Below are 16,025 nucleotides of genomic sequence, written 5' to 3' on the forward strand. Positions count from 1 at the left end.
CTCCCGCTCGTGCATCCGCGCCTCGTCTCCGCCCGCTTTTGTTTGCACTCACCCCGTGCCGGTGGGGCGCTCTCCTGAAGGAGGGAGGAAGGCCATGTCGTGCTGGCCCCAGAGCGGCGGCTGCGTCTCTCCCGTGAAGGCCCGGAGCTGGCGGTAGTCCCGGTACTCCGCCTGGAGCGTCAGCAGGTCTCCGGCCTGGACCCGCTGGTCTCCCTGCGGGTGGAGAATTTCCTTGTCCCCCCGCCGCAGGGACAGCGCCAGGGTGCCGAAGCGGTCGCGGATCTCCGAAACGGTGATGCCCGGCAGCCCCGTGCGCGCCTCGAAGATGGACACCACCATCAGGTGCCCGCACACCCGGAACGAGTGGACGATGCGCGGATCCAACGCCGCCAGCGCCATGGCGGGCGCCGCCAGCGACGAGCTGGAGAGCGCCTCCGCCTTGAACGTGTCGCGCACCTTCGCCACGAGGTCGTCATCGAACAGGCGGATGACCACCCGGATGTCCGGGTTGAGCCGCCGCGCGTCCAGGGCGATGTTCAGGTTGGCCAGGTCATCGTCCGTCGAGCACACGATGGCCGAGGCCGCCTTCACGTTCAGGCGAGGCAGGCACTGGGGGCTGCGGATGTCGTCGATGAGCAGCGGCACCTGCTCGTCCCGGAGGACGTTGACGAAGGCGGCATCCTCCTTCTTCTCCACCACCACCACGTCCTTGCCCATGGAGCGCAGCTGATCCACCACCCGGAAGCCCACGCGCCCCGCCCCGCACACGATGATGTGGCCCTTCAGCGTCTCGGCGATCACTTCGATCCACTCCTTGTCGCTCTTGTGCTTGGCGAAGAACAGGTACGCGAAGCGCACCACCCCATCCACCACCAGGGCGATGCCCACCGGAGGCACCACCATGTTGAGCAGGATGCCCATCCAATCGTCCGAGCAGTCCAGCGACGGCTGCCCGAACAGCAGGAAGTAGACGTGATGCAGCGCCTTGCCCGCCCCCACCGGCTCACCGTTGGGCCCCTGGCACCGCCACTGGAACAGCGGCGGCGCCCCCAGGAACAAGACCGCCGTCAGCACCAGGGTGATGCGGAAGCGCTTGATGAGCGCGCGCAGGTACCGGAGGTTGGCCACCACGCGCCAGCGTGGAGGAGGCGTGTCCATCATGGCGAGGGGTGGATGCCCGCGGCGGCCTCGGCCCGCGCCCGGCGGCGCTCCAGCAGCCACACCGCCAGCACGCCCAGCTCGTAGCAGAGCAGCATCGGGCCGGCCATGAGGGACAGGTTCACCACATCCCCCGTGGGCGTGAGGATGGCCGCCGCGATGAGGCACACCACGAAGGCGTGGCGCTGGTACTTGAACAGCCACCGGCTCTTCACCACGCCCACCACCCCCAGCAGCGCCATCACCAGCGGCAGCTCGAAGATGACGCCAAAGGCCAGGATGAGCACCAGCACCAGCGAGAGCTGCTCGTTCATGGTGAGCATGGGGCGCGTCCACTTCAGCGCCGCGTGCTCCGCCTGCGCCGCCGCCAGCTCCTTCTGCAGCCGCCACAGCCCCGCCAGCTCCTCGGCGCGCGTGGGAGCCCCGCCCGCGAGCAGGCTCGCGGCGCGGTCCATCGCCTCGGAGGCCGCCGGGAAGTCCTTCCGGCCAAACGCCTCCACCGCCACCACCCGCTGCTCCACCGCCTGGCCCAGCACGGCCCGCCCCGGGGCCCCGAAGCCGTCCGCCGCGGCATCCAGCAACTGGCCGAGCCCGTTCAGGCGCGCCGCCAGCTCCACGCTCTCGGCGGGCACCGGCCGCGGCGCCCCGGGCTTGCCCTCGCCGGAGGCCTCCAGCGCCTCACTGGCCGACTTCGCCAGCTGGCCTGCCCGTTCCACCTCGCCCACCCGGAGGAACCGCAGGGTGTCCTCCGTTCTCAGCCGTCCCGTGTCCAGCCGGGACTCCAGCGCGGCGGTCTCCTCCTCGTTGAGGAGGAACTTGAACATGGAGGGCAGCACCGCGAAGTAGCAGAACATCGCCCCCAGGAAGAACGCCATCGAGCCCAGAAACACGAAGGGCGAGGCGAAGCGGCGCTCCTCCGGGTAGAGACCAGGCGAGACGAAGCCCCAGATCTGCCAGAGGATGACGGGCGTGGTGAGGAAGATGCCGCAGTACACGCCCACCTTCATCAGGACGTTCAGCTCCTCGATGCCCGAGGTGTAGATGAGCGCCCGGCTCTCCGGGGGCAGCGCCGCCAGCACCGGCCGCATCAAAATCCCGAAGATGGGCTTGGCGAACAGCAGCGAGATGGTGCCCAGCACGAGCACCGCGAGGGTGCACTTCATCAGGCGCTGGCGAAGCTCCGTGAGGTGCTCCGCCAGGGACATGCGCAGATCGGGATCGAAGGAAGGAAGTGCCAAGTCTAGCCCTGCTTCGGCGAGTTACGGGCCACCGTACCCGGGATGGGGGCAAAGGCCGGCAGCGGCTCCTCCTGCCCCGGCTCCTCTCCATCCGTCTTCACGGCCACGGCGGCCGGAGCCGCCTCGGCCCCTTCCGCCACCGCCACCGCATTGGGCGCCGGTGCCACGCCCTCGTGCCCCAGCACCTCCGCGGGCGACGGCAGGGCCGCCATCGCGGGCCCCATACTGGGGAGCGAGGGTGCCACGGGCGGCAGGGGGGCCGCGGGCGGGGGCGCGGGCTCCCGCTGGAACTCCTGGTCCATCTGGTAGAACTCGCGCATCACCACGGTGCGCACGTCATCCGTCTGGCGCCGGAACTCGCGCAGGAACTTGCCGATGCCCCGTGCCAGCTCCGGCAGCCGCTGCGGCCCAAGGATGAGCAGCGCGGCCACCAGGATGAAGATCATCTCGCCTGCGCCGATGTTGAACATGAACGGACGGCTCCACGGAAGGCAGACCCAGGTTATCGCGCCCTGGCGCGGCGGGTGCAACCCACAGATGCCGGATAGCGGCCTCCTGGCACCGTGGTTGTCCGGCAGGCGGCCGGCCCCCGGCCCCGGGAGGGGGCCCCCGGCGGCCCCGGCGCCCAGGAGGGCTTAGACCCGGAAGCGCCGGACCTCGCCCCGCAGCACCTCGGCCTGCTTCTGGAGGTGGTCGATGGCCTCCTCCAGCTGACGCACCGAGCGCGTCTGGTGCTCGGACACGGTCTTGATGGTGTCCACCGCCTTGAGCACCTGCTCGCTGCCCTTGGTCTGCTCCTTCTGGGCGCGGTTCAGGTGGGTGACCATGTCGTTGATGCTCTCGATGGAGCGCGTAATCTGCTTGCTGCCCTGCGTCTGCTCCTGGCTGCTGCGCTGCACGTGCGCGGTGATGACCTTCATCCGCTCGGCGCTCTTGATGATCTGCTCGCTGCCCTTGGCCTGCTCGTTGGAGGCCTTGGAGATCATCTGCACCGTCTCGGAGATGCGCTGGATGGCCGTGGTGACCTGGCGGCTGCCCCGGGCCTGCTCCACCGTGGCGCGGGCAATGGCCTTCACCATCTGCGTGGCCTTCTGGGCGCTGTCGTTGATCTTCCACAGGGCCCCTTCGGCATCCCGGCCCAGCAGCACGCCCTCCTCCACGTTCTTCACGCCCTGGTTCATCACCGACACGGCGTTGCGGCTCTCCTCCTGGATGCTGCGGATGAGCTCGGCGATCTCCTTGGTGGACGCGCCCGTGCGCTCGGCCAGGTCTTTGATCTCCTCGGCCACCACCGCGAAGCCCTTGCCGTGCTCGCCGGCCTGCGCGGCGATGATGGCCGCATTCAGCGCCAGGAGGTTCGTCTGCTCGGCCACGTCGTCGATGACGTTGAGGATGTTGCCAATCTCGGAGATGCGCCGGCCCAGGCTCTCGATGACGCCCGCGGCGGTGCGGCTCGTCTCCTTGATGCGGTCGATGCCGCTGAGCGTCTTCTGCAGCGACTCCACGCCCGACTGCGCGTCCTCGGACACCTGCTCGGACAGCCGCGCCGTCTCGTTGGCGTTCGTCTCCACCTGGCCGATGGAGGAGTCCATCCGCTTGATGGACACGGAGGTCTCCTCCGTGGAGGCCGACAGGCCGGAGATGTTGGTGGCCACCTCGCGGATGGAGAAGGACATCTCCTCGATGGCGCTCGTGGTCTCCTCCACGCTGGCCGTCATGGACTGCACGTTCTCGGCCACCTCGTCGTTGGTGGCGGCCATCTCCATGATGGAGGAGCTGCTCTGCTCGGCGCTCTGGTAGAGCACCTCCACGTTCTCCGCGATGCCCCGGAGGCTCGCCAGCATCTCCACCATGGAGGTGGAGGTCTCCTCCACGCGCGACTGCACCGTGGAGGCGCCCGAGGACACCGTGGTGCCCGTGCGCGAGATCTGCTCAATCACCCCCGCCAGGCTCTCCGACACGCCCCGCACCCGGCCCAGCGTCTCGCGCCAGCTCAGGGCGATGCGGTTGAGCGCCTCGGCCAGCTTCCCCAGCTCGTCCGCCGCGCCCACCTCCACGCGCCCCGTCAGGTCCGACTCCGCCAGGCGGCGCGCCATGGACATCATCGCCTCCAGGGGGTGGAGGATGAGCACCCGGGAGATGGGCAGGAAGAAGAGCATGACGATGAGCAGGCCCAGCCCGAAGATGGCCAGCACCGTCCACCGCAGCGAGACCACCTCGGAGGTGAGCGCGTCGGGGTTCATCGCCATCACCACCCAGCCGGTCCCGTTGTCCAGGGGCTCGACGATGAGCCGGGTGCCGCCCGCGAGCTGGGGATCCGTGCCCATGCGGTTGCGCAGCAGGTGCTCGGTGGCCAGTTCGATGCCCTCGGGGCGCCGGCCGCTGGAGGCCACGAAGTCGCCCTTGCGGTCGAGCAGCGCGGCGAACTGGACGTCCTCCTCACCCCGGAGCGGCTCGAAGAGCCCCTGCAGGTGCTCGCCGGGCTTGATTTCCAGCTTCTGGCTGAAGACCAGGCGGGCGAGCTGCTGGGCCTTGAGGTGCCCGTGTTTGGAGAGATCCCTGTCGAGGAAGTCCTCCACCCGCTCCTGCACCACGAAGGCCAGCACCAGGAACAGCACTGCCTGCGCCAGGGTGAAGTACCCGAAGAGGACGCCTCGAAGACCCAATCTCTGAAAGCGGCGAGCCAAGGGCCGCAATCTACGGAGGGAATCCGACAAAGGGCAAGGAACGGAAAGGTCCCCTTCCCCCCGGAAGGGTAAGATTCGAGGATACCCGTGGCACCACCCTCCGCGGCGAGTAGGTCCCGGGTTGCCGACGCTCCGAGTTTCCCCGCCATGACGCTTCCGACCCTCCTCTTCACGGATCCCCTCTTCCTCCAGCACGACCCGGGCCAGGGACACCCCGAAAGCCCCGCCCGGCTCCGGAGCATCCTCTCGGTGCTCGCCCGGGCGCCGGTGGCGGGAACCCAGGTGCGCTCGCCCCGCTCGGCCACCCCGGCGGAGCTGGCCTCCGTGCACACCCCCGAGCTGCGCCACGCCCTGCTGGAGATGGCGGGGCAGCGGGGGCAGATCGACGCGGACACCCTCGTCTCCCCGGACAGCTACGACGCGGCCATCCTGGCTGTTGGAGCCGCCGTGGGCGCGGTGGAGGAAGTCATGGCGGGCCGGGCACGCAACGCGTTCGCGCTGGTGCGCCCCCCCGGCCACCACGCCGAGCCGGGGCAGGCCATGGGCTTCTGCCTCTTCAACAACGTGGCGATCGCCGCCGAGGCGGGGCGGAAGCTGGGCGCCGAGCGCGTACTGGTGCTCGACTGGGACGTGCACCACGGCAACGGCACCCAGGCCGCCTTCGAGTCCCGTCGGGACGTGCTCTACCAGTCCGTGCACCAGTACCCCTACTACCCAGGCACGGGCGCCCCACACGAGGTGGGACAGGGCGCGGGCGAGGGCTTCACCGTCAACTGCGGACTGCCCGGCGGCGCGACGGATGCGGACTACCGGTCCATCTTCGAGGATCTGCTCCTGCCCGTCGCGGACGCGTTCCAGCCGCAGCTCGTGCTGGTGTCCGCAGGGTTTGATCCGCACCGGAGCGATCCCATCGGCGGGATGATGGCGACCGAGCGGGGCTTCGCCGCGATGTGCTCCGCGGTCCGGTCCCTGGCCGAGCGCGTGTGTGGGGGGAAGCTGGTCCTGGTGCTGGAGGGGGGCTATTCCCTGGAGGGGCTGTCCCAGTCCGTCCATGCCTGCACCGAGGTGCTCACGGGCCGCCAGGACTCCTTCCCGGCAGGGGACACCTCTGCGGACGCGGCCCAGGCCATCGCGCGGAGCCGCGCGGCGCTGCGGCCCTACTGGTCCTGCCTCTGAGGGCTCACCACGAGGCCATGCTCACCGGCTCCGGCGGATCCTCCGGCGAGGCGAACCGCTCCACCGTGTGCAGCAGGTCATCGAGGTCCACGGGCTTGCGCAGGTAGCCCGCGGCGCCCAGCCGCGCCACGTCCCGGGAGCTGACGCCCTGGCCCGAGACGACCACCACCGGGATGGAGGCCAGCTCCGCGTTGGAGTTCTGCTCGGCCCGGAAGGCCCAGCCGCTCACGTCGGGCATCATCAGATCCAACAGGATGAGCTCCGGCCGCAGCCCTCCCTTGAGCTGCTCCAGCGCCTCGCGGCCATCGTGCGCGACGGCCACGTGATACCCCTCCATCTCCAGCGCGTCTTGGAGCGCGAGCAAGATGTCATGATCGTCGTCGACGACAAGCAAGCCGCTCGAATGCTCCATGGGTCTCTCCTTTGGCTCCCCTGACGGTGACGACGGTCGGGGACAGGTGCCACCCCACCACCCGAAGGGCGCCCAGCAAGGGGGCAAGCAGCGCCCGCGCTTCCGGCATTGCTTTCCATGCGGACAAGGGCGCTACGGCACACCCGGCGAAGCATCCTTATCTAGAAAAGAGACGCAGCTTTCCCTTTCGGACAGATGACACCCATGCACCCCATGACCAGCGCTTTTCCCGAGAATGAGATGGGCCGGCGGGCGGCGCAGGAGGCCGGAATGCCGGGGCTTGCCGGGAGCGAACACGCCGAACATGCCCTGCTGCTGCTGGCGGAAGTGGGCCGCCTGCTCTCCGTTCAGCGCGGCGGCCTGAAGCCCGTTTTGCGGCGGATCGCCCGGTTGACGACCTCGGGCCTCGCCAGCTTCTGCTTGATGAAGCTGGTGCGCCCCAATGGCCAGCTCGAGCGGGTGGCCCTGGCCCACCAGAACCCCGAGGCCGAAGCCCAGCTCCGCGCCATGCCCCACCAGTTTCACCAGGACAGCATCTGTAGCCCCCTGGTGGATGCGCTTCACAGCGGCACCTCGCAGTTGCTCGTGAACTACCCCGTGGAGATCCGCCGGCGGCTCCCCGTGCTGCCCGAGCACCTCGCCCAGCTCGAACGGCTGGATCCCCGCTCTCTGATGGTGGTGCCGCTCGTGGGCCACCGGCGCGTCCTCGGGCTGATGCTGCTGGCCCGCAGTGGCACCCTGCCCCCGTTTGATGCCACGGACCTCATCGTCGCCGAGGAGCTGGCCCGGAGCATCGCCGTCTCGCTCGATGACTCCCGCCTGCTGCGGGAGGCCCGGCGCGCCGAGCGGCGAGCCCGGTTCCTGGCCCGCTCCAGCCGCGTGCTCGCCGGTTCACTCGACTACCGCGCCACGCTGGACCAGGTCGCCCGGCTCGCGGTGCCGGCCGTGGCGGATCTCTGCGCGGTGGACATGCTCGAGGAGGACGGGACCATCAGCCGGCTCGCCGTGGCGCACCGGCACTCCGAGCAGATCTCCCGGGTCTGGGAGCTGGCGCACCGCTGGCCCTCGCACCTGGAGGATCTCTATGGCCCGGGACGGGTCATCCGCACGGGCGAGCCCGAGCTGCGAAGCGAAATCCCGGACACGGGCCTGCCCCGCGCGGCGCGGGACTCCGAGCACCTGCTCAGCCTGCGCGGCCTGGAGCTGGAGTCCTATCTGGTGGCGCCCCTGAAGGCCCGGGGCCGCACGCTGGGGTCCATCACCTTCGCCTATACGGGCTCACACCGCTCCTACCGCCGCTCGGACCTGCGGCTGGCGATGGAGCTGGCGGCCCGCGCGGGCCTGGCCGTGGACAACGCCCTGCTGTACGGCGCCTCGCAAGAGGCGGTGCGGCTGCGGGACGAGTTCCTCGCCGTCGCCTCGCACGAGCTGAAGACGCCGCTCACGCCCCTCAACCTGCGGCTGCAGAGCCTGCGGCGCGAGCTGGAGCGCCGGGGAACGCCCGTGAACCCCGCCCGGGTCCAGGAGCACGTCGCGGCGCTCCAGCGGCAGTGCAAGCGGCTGGGCACGTTGGTGGACAGCTTGCTGGATGTCTCGCGCCTGGAGGCGGGCGTGTTGGTGCTCGACCGGGAGTTTTTGGACCTGACGGCGCTGGTGCGAGACGTCATCAGCCGGTTCTCGGCCCAGGCGGCGCGCACGGGCACGCCCCTGGACGTCCAGACGGTGGGTCCCATCGTGGGCAACTGGGACCGGGTGCGGCTGGAGCAGGTGGTGAGCAGCCTGCTGAGCAACGCCCTCAAGTACGGCATGGGCCACCCCGTCCACATCCGGGTCGAGCAAGGCCCCGCGGGGGCCCGCTTCACAGTGCGCGATGAGGGCATTGGCATCTCCCCGGAGAACCTGTCGCGCATCTTCGAGCGGTTCGAGCGGGCGGTCTCCGCGGAGCACTTCGGGGGCCTGGGGCTGGGGCTCTACCTCACGCGCCACCTCGTCGAGGCGTTCGGGGGCTCCATCCACGCCACCAGCCAGCTGGGCAAAGGCGCCACCTTCCAGGTGGACCTCCCCCTGGCCTCACCCACGTCTTGACGTACACCGGCCCCTGGCCCAGCGTGCCCGCCACAACTGGCAGCCAGGGGATGACAGATGAAGCAGATGCACTACGGAACGGCCTTGGTCACCGGGGCCTCGAGCGGCCTGGGACGCGGACTGGCCCTGTGGCTTGCCCGGCGGGGCACGCGCGTGTTCGCCGCGGCCCGGCGGCAGGAGCAACTGGACGCCCTGGCCCAGGAGGCGCGCGCGGCCGGGGCCACGCTGGAGCCCGTGAAGATGGACGTGGCCCAGGCGGACGCCACGGTCGAGCGCATCCGCCAGCTCGACGCGGACTGCGGGGGATTGGACCTGGTGGTGGCCAACGCCGGCGTGGGCGGCGCCACCTCCGGCAAGCAATTTCCCTGGGAGTTCACCAAGCAGATGATCGACATCAACGTCACCGGCGCGGTGGCGACGCTGGGCGCGGTGCTTCCACAGATGGTGGAGCGCGGCCGGGGCCACCTGGTGGGCATCTCCAGCCTGGCGGCGTTCCGGGGCCTCCCCACCCGCGCGGCCTACTCCGCCTCGAAGATCTTCCTCTCCTCCTTCATGGAGAGCCTGCGCGTGGACCTGCGCGGCTCGGGCGTGCGCGTCACCTGCATCTACCCCGGCTGGGTGAAGAGTGAAATCACCGCGAAGAACACCTTCCCCATGCCCTTCCTGATGGAGACGGAGGAGGCGGTGGAGCGCATGGGCAACGCCATCCTGCGCGGCGAGCCCGTCTACGCCTTCCCCTGGCAGATGACGCGCTTCATGAAGCTGCTCCAAGCCCTGCCCAACCCCCTCTTCGATGCCTTGATGAGCCGGCGCCGCTGAACCGCGTCCCGGCCGGCCCTCACGCCCGGGCCTCGCCTCCGGACGCGGGCGGCCGGTCCGCCGACACGGTGAGCAGGCCGTGGAGCACCAGGAGCACCACCGTGTACCCCAGCAGCTGGGAGGCCACGACTGCGACGCCCAACTTCTCGGCCACGAAGCCCGCGGCGCTCGGCAGCGCGGCGACGCCCAGCGTGCCCGCGCTCACCTGGAAGCCCACCGCGTGCGCGGCCACGTCCTTGCCCACCCGCCGGGGCGTCTCCGACATGAGCGCCGGGAAGATGGGCGCGAGCGCCAGGCCCAGCAGCCCCAACCCGACGGGCGGAGGCACCGCGGGAATCGTGAACAGGAGCGCGCCCACCACGGCCAGCCCCGTGCTCAGCCGCAGCATGCGCACCGGCCCCAGCCGCTCCACGATGAAGCCCGACAGGACGCGGCCCACGAACAGGCTGCCCCAGTAGAAGCTCGTCCACGTGCCGGCCTCCGCCGTGCTCAGGCCCCGGCCCTCCTTGAGCACCGTGTAGGACCACTGGCCCGCCGTCACCTCCACGCCCGTGTAGAAGAAGAAGATGAGGCTCTGCAGCTGCACCCGGGGCCGGCGCAGGGCCTCCCAGCCGGAGGCGGCCGGCCGCACCGTGGCTGGGCGGCTCTCCCCTTCCGCCGCGCCCGTGGGGCTCCCGTCCCACTGCTTGCGCATCACGACGAAGATGACCGCGAGCGTCGCGAGCACCACGCCGATGACCGCATACCCGGAGCGCCACCCCGCCCCGCGCGCCAGCAGCCACGTCATGAGCACGGGCCCCAGCGTGGCCCCGATGCTGTAGGCCGCGTGCAGCCACGACATGTGGCGGGGACCGAAGTGCTCGGCCGCATAGGTGTTGAGCGCCGAGTCGATTCCCCCCGAGCCAAAGCCCGCGAAGCAGGCGGCCACCAGGAAGAGGAGGAAGAACGGCGCGGTCGCATAGCCCGCGAGCCCAAGCGCCACGAGCCCGGTGCTCGCCGCCAGCAGCAGGCCGACGTTGAGCGCCTGCATCAAGCGCCCGGCGAGCATGCCCGAGACGAAATACGCCACCGCGCTCGCGGCGAGGATGGCGCCCATGCCCACCTGGGGCAGGGAGAAGGTGTCACGCAACGAGGGCCAGGCCAGGCCCAAAACCGCGTCCGGCAACCCCAGGCTCACGAACGCGAGATAGGCGAGCGCGAGCAGGGCGGGACGGGGACGGGAGGGGGTCATGGCGGCGCAACCTAATGCACCGCCCGACCGCTCCACCCGTGAATCGGCTAGAGCTTCACGATCTCGACATCATCCATGTGGATAAAGTTGGCACCGTCGGCCGTGGTGGCCTGGGTGTGGAAGCCGAACTCCAGGTAGCCCGAGGTGACGTTGATGGTGGGCGTCTCCACCAGCGTCCAGCCGCCGTAGGTGCCCAGCGAGGTGAACACGGGGGCAGCCGAGCCGCTCGTCTTGCCCTGGAGCCGGGCGATGGCGAAGTTGCCGCCCTTGCGAACCCAGGCGCGCACCTTGTAGTTGCCGTTCGTCAGGCCCGTCTTCACCTGGTACGTCCAGGTCTCGAAGGGCTGCGAGCTCCAGTGCGTCAGGTGGTAGGCGCCCGAGTGCCCGCCGTTGTGCGTCTCGCTGAAGGCGGCGCCCGCGGTGCCGTTGGGCGTCCACGTCGTCCAGTCCGCCATGCCCGACTCGAAGCTGCCGTTGGCCACGGAGATGCCCGTGGGGGGCGGGGTGGTGCCGCCCGACTGGTACCAGCGCACCCACTCCACTTCCATCGTCTTCGGCTGGCCCTGGTTCAGGGCGATGCTGCCCGCGGCGGGGAAGCCGTACCAGTTGCCGCCCATGGCCAGGTTCAGGATGAGGTAGTGGTTCTGCTGGAACTCCGCCTCGGTGCCGTTCGAGAACGTCGTGCCCACGTACTTGTTGTCGAGCCGGAACACCATCTTGCCGGCATCCCACTCCAGCTCGTAGAGGTGGAAGGAGTCGGCCAGGTTGTAGCCGCCGCTCTGGCCGGTGCCCCAGTGGGCATCGCCGCCGTTCGGCGCGGTGCCGCCGTACCAGTGCACGGCGGACTTCATCCAGTTGGGCTCGTTCGAGTGCCACTCGAGGATGTCGATTTCACCGCTGGAGGGCCAGCCCACCTGCTGCACGTTGGCGCCCAGCGTCCAGAACGCCGGCCACATGCCGTAGCCGGAGGGAATCTTGATGCTCGCGACAATCTTCCCGTAGCGCCGCTCCACCTTGCCCTTGGTGTGCAGACGGCCCGAGAAGAGCGTGCGCTGGTGGCTGCCACAGCGGGTGTCGGACACGCTCGTGGGCGCCGTGCGCTCGGCCTTGAGGATGAGCTTGCCGCCGCTCACCGAGATGTTCTGGCTGCGGGGGTATTCGATTTCGCCCGTGCCGAAGTTGCAGTTGCCAGTAACAGGATCGAAGTCGCTGTTGAGCGTGGTCCAGTTGTTCCCGTTCAGGCTGGAGCCTTCGAACTCATCCGACCACGCCAGGCTCCAACCCGAGCCAGGGCTGTAGTCGAGCTCGCCCTGCGTCTGCCCCACGGCCTCGGGGGCCGGGCTGCTCACGTCGGGCTCGGGCGCGTCCGGCGCGCATCCGGTGAGGGCCGTCACACAGCAGGCCGCCAGGAACTTCGAGGAAAAGGTCTTTCGGGACATGTCCGTGCCTGAAAAGAAGGGGGGATTCCGGGGCTGAGACACCTCAATCCCGGAGGCCCCCCAATACAGGAAAACACGGCCACAGTGAACAGAACTGTTAATCCAGCGAAGTTCTTGTCATGCAAGAGACTGACGCGGTGAGCCAAAGGCTCACTGCTGGCCCATCAGGAAGTCGTTGACGTTGACCTGGCCCTTCTCGGGGGTGGCTTCCTTGGGCTGGGTGCCCTTCTTGAAGAACATGAGTTCTGTGTTCTTGGAGCTGTTGGAGGCGATCTTGCCCGTCTTCTCGTCGATGGGCAGCCGCACCAGCTCCATGGAGGGCCACGGGTAGAACTCCGGCTGGGGCCGGCCCGCGAGCGCCTTCTTCATGTAGTCCAGCCAGATGGGCAGCGCCGCGCGGCCGCCCGTCTCGTAGCGGTTGAGCGGGTGCGGGTTCAGGTCGTAGCCCACCCACGCCACCGTCACCAAATCCCGCGTGAAGGCGGAGAACCACGCATCGAACGAGTCGTTGGTGGTGCCCGTCTTGCCCGCGGCCGGCTTGCCCAGGCGCGAGGCGGGGCCGCCCGTGCCCTCCTGCACCACGCCGCGCATCAGGTGGGTGATGATGAAGCCCGTCTCCGGCGACATCACCTGCTCGCCGGGCTCGAAGAGGCGCGCGTAGCCGGCCGCCACCCGGTCCTGGAGCGGCGCCCAGGGGTCATCGAACGCGGTGTGGTCCTCCAGCGTGCGCCCGAACCGGTCTTCAATCTTGCGGATGAAGTACGTGGGCTTCTTGCGGCCGTAGCGGTTGAAGGTCGCGTACACCTGCGCCAAGTCATACGGGTAGACGCACGAGGAGCCGAGCGCCGCCGAGAAGTCCATGTTCATGGGCGTGGAGAGCCCGAGCAGCCGGGACCAGTCGGACATGTTCTTGGTGCCCACCGCGCCGAAGGTCTTCACCGCGGGGATGTTCATGGAGTTGACGAGCGCGGTGCGCAGCACCACGTCGCCCTGGAACTCCTCGGAGAAGTTCTCCGGCTTCCAGGACACCTTGTTGTCCGGGTCATGCTCCACGATGGGCGAGTCCACGATGATGGTGGCCTCGGTCCAGTTGAGCTTCTCGATGGCCGCCGCGTACACCAGCGGCTTGAAGGAGCTGCCCGGCTGGCGGCACGCCTGGAAGGCGCGGTTGAACTCGTTGTCGTCGAAGTCGTAGCCGCCCACCATGGCCGTGAGGTACTGGCGGTGGGGGTCGATGGAGACGAGCGCGCTCTGGGGCTCGGGCTGCTGCTCCAGCCGGAAGAGCTTCGGCCCGTTGGGGATCCGCACGGGCGGCGCCGCGGGGTCCGCGCCCTCGGCGGGCTTCACCGTGTCATCGGGGATGGCCTCGGCGAGCTTCTTGTCCCACTGCTCCTTGTCGTCCGTAAGGTCCTTCTTCGTCACGTGGCGGACGACCACCAAGTCGCCCTCGGCGACGGCCCGCTTCACGTGGGAAATCATGCCGCCCGGCGCGTAGTACGACTCGGGGTTCACCTTGCGCGCCCAGCGCATGCCCAAGAGCGGCAGCCGCGCCTGGTGCGGCCCCACCTGGATGTCAGCGCCCTTGCCGTCGTCGTCCAGCCGCGTCACCAGCGCCACGTAGAGCCGGTTGAGCACCAGTTCCTCGTTGCCCATGGCCTTCTTGCCGCGCGCGATGAACGTGTCGCGCTCCTTGCCGGGGGGCAGGTTGCCCAGCGGACCGCGCCAGCCCTGGCGCTTGTCCAGCGACAGCAGCCCCTCAAGCACCGCCTCCTGGGCGGCGCGCTGGCGCTCGCTGTCCATGGTGGCGAAGACCTTCAGCCCCTGCTCCAGGAGCACCGGGTTGCCGTAGCGCTCGACGATGTCGCGGCGCGCCTGCTCCACGAAGTACGGGGCGAACTCGTGGAACACGTCCTCCACGGGGTACACCTTCACGGGCTCCGCCTTGGCCTCGTCGTGCTCCGCCTGGGTAATCATCCCCTCGTCCAGCATGCGGCGCAGCACGTAGGAGCGGCGGTTCTTGGCCGCCTCGGGCTTGAGGAAGGGCGAGTAGCGGCTGGGGGCCTGCGGCAAGCCCGCGATGAGCGTCATCTCCCCCAGCGTCAGGTCCCGCACGTCCTTGCGGTAGTAGTTCTCCGCGGCGCTCTGCACCCCGTAGCTGTGGTGCCCGAGAAAGACGTTGTTCAGGTAGAGGTAGAGAATTTCCTCCTTCGTCAGCGCCGCCTCCAGGCGCCGGGCGAGCAGCGCCTCGCGAATCTTGCGCTTGAGCGTCTTGGCGGTGGCGTCCTTGTAGCCCTCGGCGCCGATGAGCACCGCCTTCGCCGTCTGCTGCGTCAGCGTGGAGCCACCCTGCACGCCGCCACTGCGCAGCCCCAGCTTGGAGGTGATGGTTTTGAAGCCCGCGCGCGCGGTGCCCAGCACGTCCACGCCCATGTGGTCGAAGAAGCTGGAGTCCTCGCTGGCGATGAACGCCTGCACCAGCCGCTTGGGGATGCGCTCGTAGGGCACCACCTTGCGCCGCTGGTTGTAGAACTCGCCGGCCAGCACCGCGTCGTCCGTATAGACTTCGGTGACGATGGGCGGCCAGTACTGCTCCACGCGCGGGATGGCGGGCAGCCCGGGGGTGTAGATGTAGTACAGCCCCACCAGGCCCACCACGCCCGCGGTGGCCCCCGTCAGGAAGAGCCATCCGGCGAGCTTGAGGGGGAAGTGCCACCAGCGGCCCTTCTTCACCCCGTCGAGAACCAGTTGGGAGCGGCTGCGGTCGATGTTCGAGTTGGGAGTGCTCATGAAGGTTCTAGCGCAGCGCGTTTGAGGATGTCCTTCAGCTCCGGAGGCACCTTCGCCTCCACCGTCACCTTCCCGCCATGCTGGGGGTGCGGAAATTCGATGCGCTCAGCGTGCAGGAACAGACGTTTCAGCCCCCACCGGGCCCGCACATCCCGGTTGAAGGCAAAGTCACCATATTTGCGGTCACCGGCCACGGGGTGGCCCACCGCGGCCAAGTGTCTTCTTATCTGATGGGTGCGCCCGGTCTCGATGGAGCAGGAGAGGAGCGCCACCTCGCTCGACTGGCGGATGACCTTCCACCGGGTGAGCGCCTCCTGCATGTTCACCCCCCGGCGCGCCTTGGACTCGGCCGTCTGCTGGTGCTCCGAGAGGGGCAGCTCAATCACCCCGGAGTCCTTGGGCATCTTGCCCTTCACCAGGGTGAGGTAGCGCTTCCGGGCCAGGCCTTCCGTGAACACCTCGGTGAAGTGGACCATCGCCGGGCGCCGCTTGGCGACCAGGATGACGCCGGAGGTCTCCCGGTCCAGCCGGTGCGCGGGTGAGGCGGTGAAGTCATTGCGCACCGCCTTGGGGCCCAGGTAGGCGCGCACATAGTCTACCAGGGTGCCCCCCGTAATTCCGCTGCCGGTGTGCACCGCCATGCCGCTGGGCTTGTCCACGGCCATCATCCAGTCGTCCTCCAGGAGGATGACCAGCTCGGACGGGTCCACGGGGGGCGGGGGGGGTGGCAGGCGCTCGGCGCCCTTGTCCTGGCCGAGCAGCTGCTTCTCGTCCCCCCGGATGGCAATCACGTCCCCGGAGGCCAGGAGCTGCTCGGGCTGGGCCCGCTTTCCGTTCACCCGGACCTTCTTGACCCGGATCATCTTGAACAGATGACTGGTGGGCATGTTGGCCAGGCGTTTGCGGAGGTACTTGTCCAGCCGCATCCCCACACTGTCTTCTTCGATTCGGTACTCGATCATTTGTTCTTGGCGGCTGGACCAGAGCACACGA

At 69.2% G+C, this 16,025-nt stretch carries 12 protein-coding genes; 3 read left to right on the forward strand and 9 right to left on the reverse strand.

Features of this window, described 5'->3' with window-relative positions; genetic code table 11:
* Positions 1–48: 48 nt before the first annotated feature.
* From KY661_RS16400 to KY661_RS16415, 4 genes are all read right to left on the reverse strand, one after another.
* The gene (locus KY661_RS16400; RefSeq protein ID WP_225411084.1) at positions 49–1,161 is read right to left on the reverse strand and encodes a potassium channel family protein; all 1,113 of its coding nucleotides are present in this window, start codon (positions 1,159–1,161) and stop codon (positions 49–51) included.
* Complete coding sequence (gene tatC / locus KY661_RS16405) at positions 1,158–2,363, reverse strand: twin-arginine translocase subunit TatC (RefSeq protein WP_225411152.1); 1,206 nt, start codon at positions 2,361–2,363, stop codon at positions 1,158–1,160. The genes KY661_RS16400 and tatC overlap by 4 nt, the downstream gene beginning before the upstream one ends.
* A gap of 35 nt (positions 2,364–2,398) precedes the next feature.
* Complete coding sequence (locus KY661_RS16410) at positions 2,399–2,866, reverse strand: Sec-independent protein translocase subunit TatA/TatB (protein WP_225411085.1); 468 nt, start codon at positions 2,864–2,866, stop codon at positions 2,399–2,401.
* 165 nt (positions 2,867–3,031) lie between these two features.
* Complete coding sequence (locus KY661_RS16415) at positions 3,032–5,083, reverse strand: methyl-accepting chemotaxis protein (RefSeq protein WP_083423256.1); 2,052 nt, start codon at positions 5,081–5,083, stop codon at positions 3,032–3,034.
* 147 nt (positions 5,084–5,230) lie between these two features.
* On the opposite strand from KY661_RS16415, the gene KY661_RS16420 reads away from it, so the two are divergent.
* Positions 5,231–6,259 (forward strand): histone deacetylase family protein, encoded by a 1,029-nt coding sequence (locus KY661_RS16420; protein ID WP_225411086.1) that lies wholly within the window; start codon positions 5,231–5,233, stop codon positions 6,257–6,259.
* Between the two features lie 4 nt (positions 6,260–6,263).
* Here KY661_RS16420 and KY661_RS16425 read toward each other — a convergent pair whose 3' ends face one another.
* Positions 6,264–6,671, reverse strand: coding sequence for a response regulator (locus KY661_RS16425; protein ID WP_225411087.1), 408 nt, complete (start codon positions 6,669–6,671; stop codon positions 6,264–6,266).
* A gap of 270 nt (positions 6,672–6,941) precedes the next feature.
* Here KY661_RS16425 and KY661_RS16430 point away from each other — a divergent pair, with 270 nt between their 5' ends.
* Both KY661_RS16430 and KY661_RS16435 read left to right on the forward strand, forming a co-directional pair.
* A complete protein-coding gene (locus KY661_RS16430; protein ID WP_225411088.1) occupies positions 6,942–8,756 on the forward strand; it encodes a sensor histidine kinase in 1,815 nt (604 codons plus the stop codon).
* A gap of 57 nt (positions 8,757–8,813) precedes the next feature.
* The gene (locus KY661_RS16435) at positions 8,814–9,575 is read left to right on the forward strand and encodes an SDR family NAD(P)-dependent oxidoreductase (protein ID WP_225411089.1); all 762 of its coding nucleotides are present in this window, start codon (positions 8,814–8,816) and stop codon (positions 9,573–9,575) included.
* A 19-nt stretch (positions 9,576–9,594) separates the two neighbouring features.
* Here KY661_RS16435 and KY661_RS16440 read toward each other — a convergent pair whose 3' ends face one another.
* From KY661_RS16440 to KY661_RS16455, 4 genes are all read right to left on the reverse strand, one after another.
* Positions 9,595–10,806, reverse strand: coding sequence for an MFS transporter (locus tag KY661_RS16440; protein ID WP_225411090.1), 1,212 nt, complete (start codon positions 10,804–10,806; stop codon positions 9,595–9,597).
* Positions 10,807–10,853: 47 nt separating this feature from the next.
* A complete protein-coding gene (locus KY661_RS16445; RefSeq protein WP_225411091.1) occupies positions 10,854–12,245 on the reverse strand; it encodes a glycoside hydrolase family 16 protein in 1,392 nt (463 codons plus the stop codon).
* 150 nt (positions 12,246–12,395) lie between these two features.
* The gene (locus KY661_RS16450; protein WP_225411092.1) at positions 12,396–15,032 is read right to left on the reverse strand and encodes a penicillin-binding protein 1A; all 2,637 of its coding nucleotides are present in this window, start codon (positions 15,030–15,032) and stop codon (positions 12,396–12,398) included.
* Positions 15,029–15,994, reverse strand: a complete 966-nt coding sequence (locus KY661_RS16455) for an RluA family pseudouridine synthase (RefSeq protein WP_225411093.1) — start codon at positions 15,992–15,994, stop codon at positions 15,029–15,031. Before KY661_RS16455 ends, KY661_RS16450 begins: the two co-directional genes overlap by 4 nt.
* Positions 15,995–16,025 lie beyond the last annotated feature (31 nt).

It is taken from the genome of Allostigmatella hybrida (genome assembly GCF_020103775.1).
In the GTDB taxonomy this organism is placed as follows: Bacteria; Myxococcota; Myxococcia; order Myxococcales; family Myxococcaceae; genus Hyalangium; species Hyalangium aurantiaca.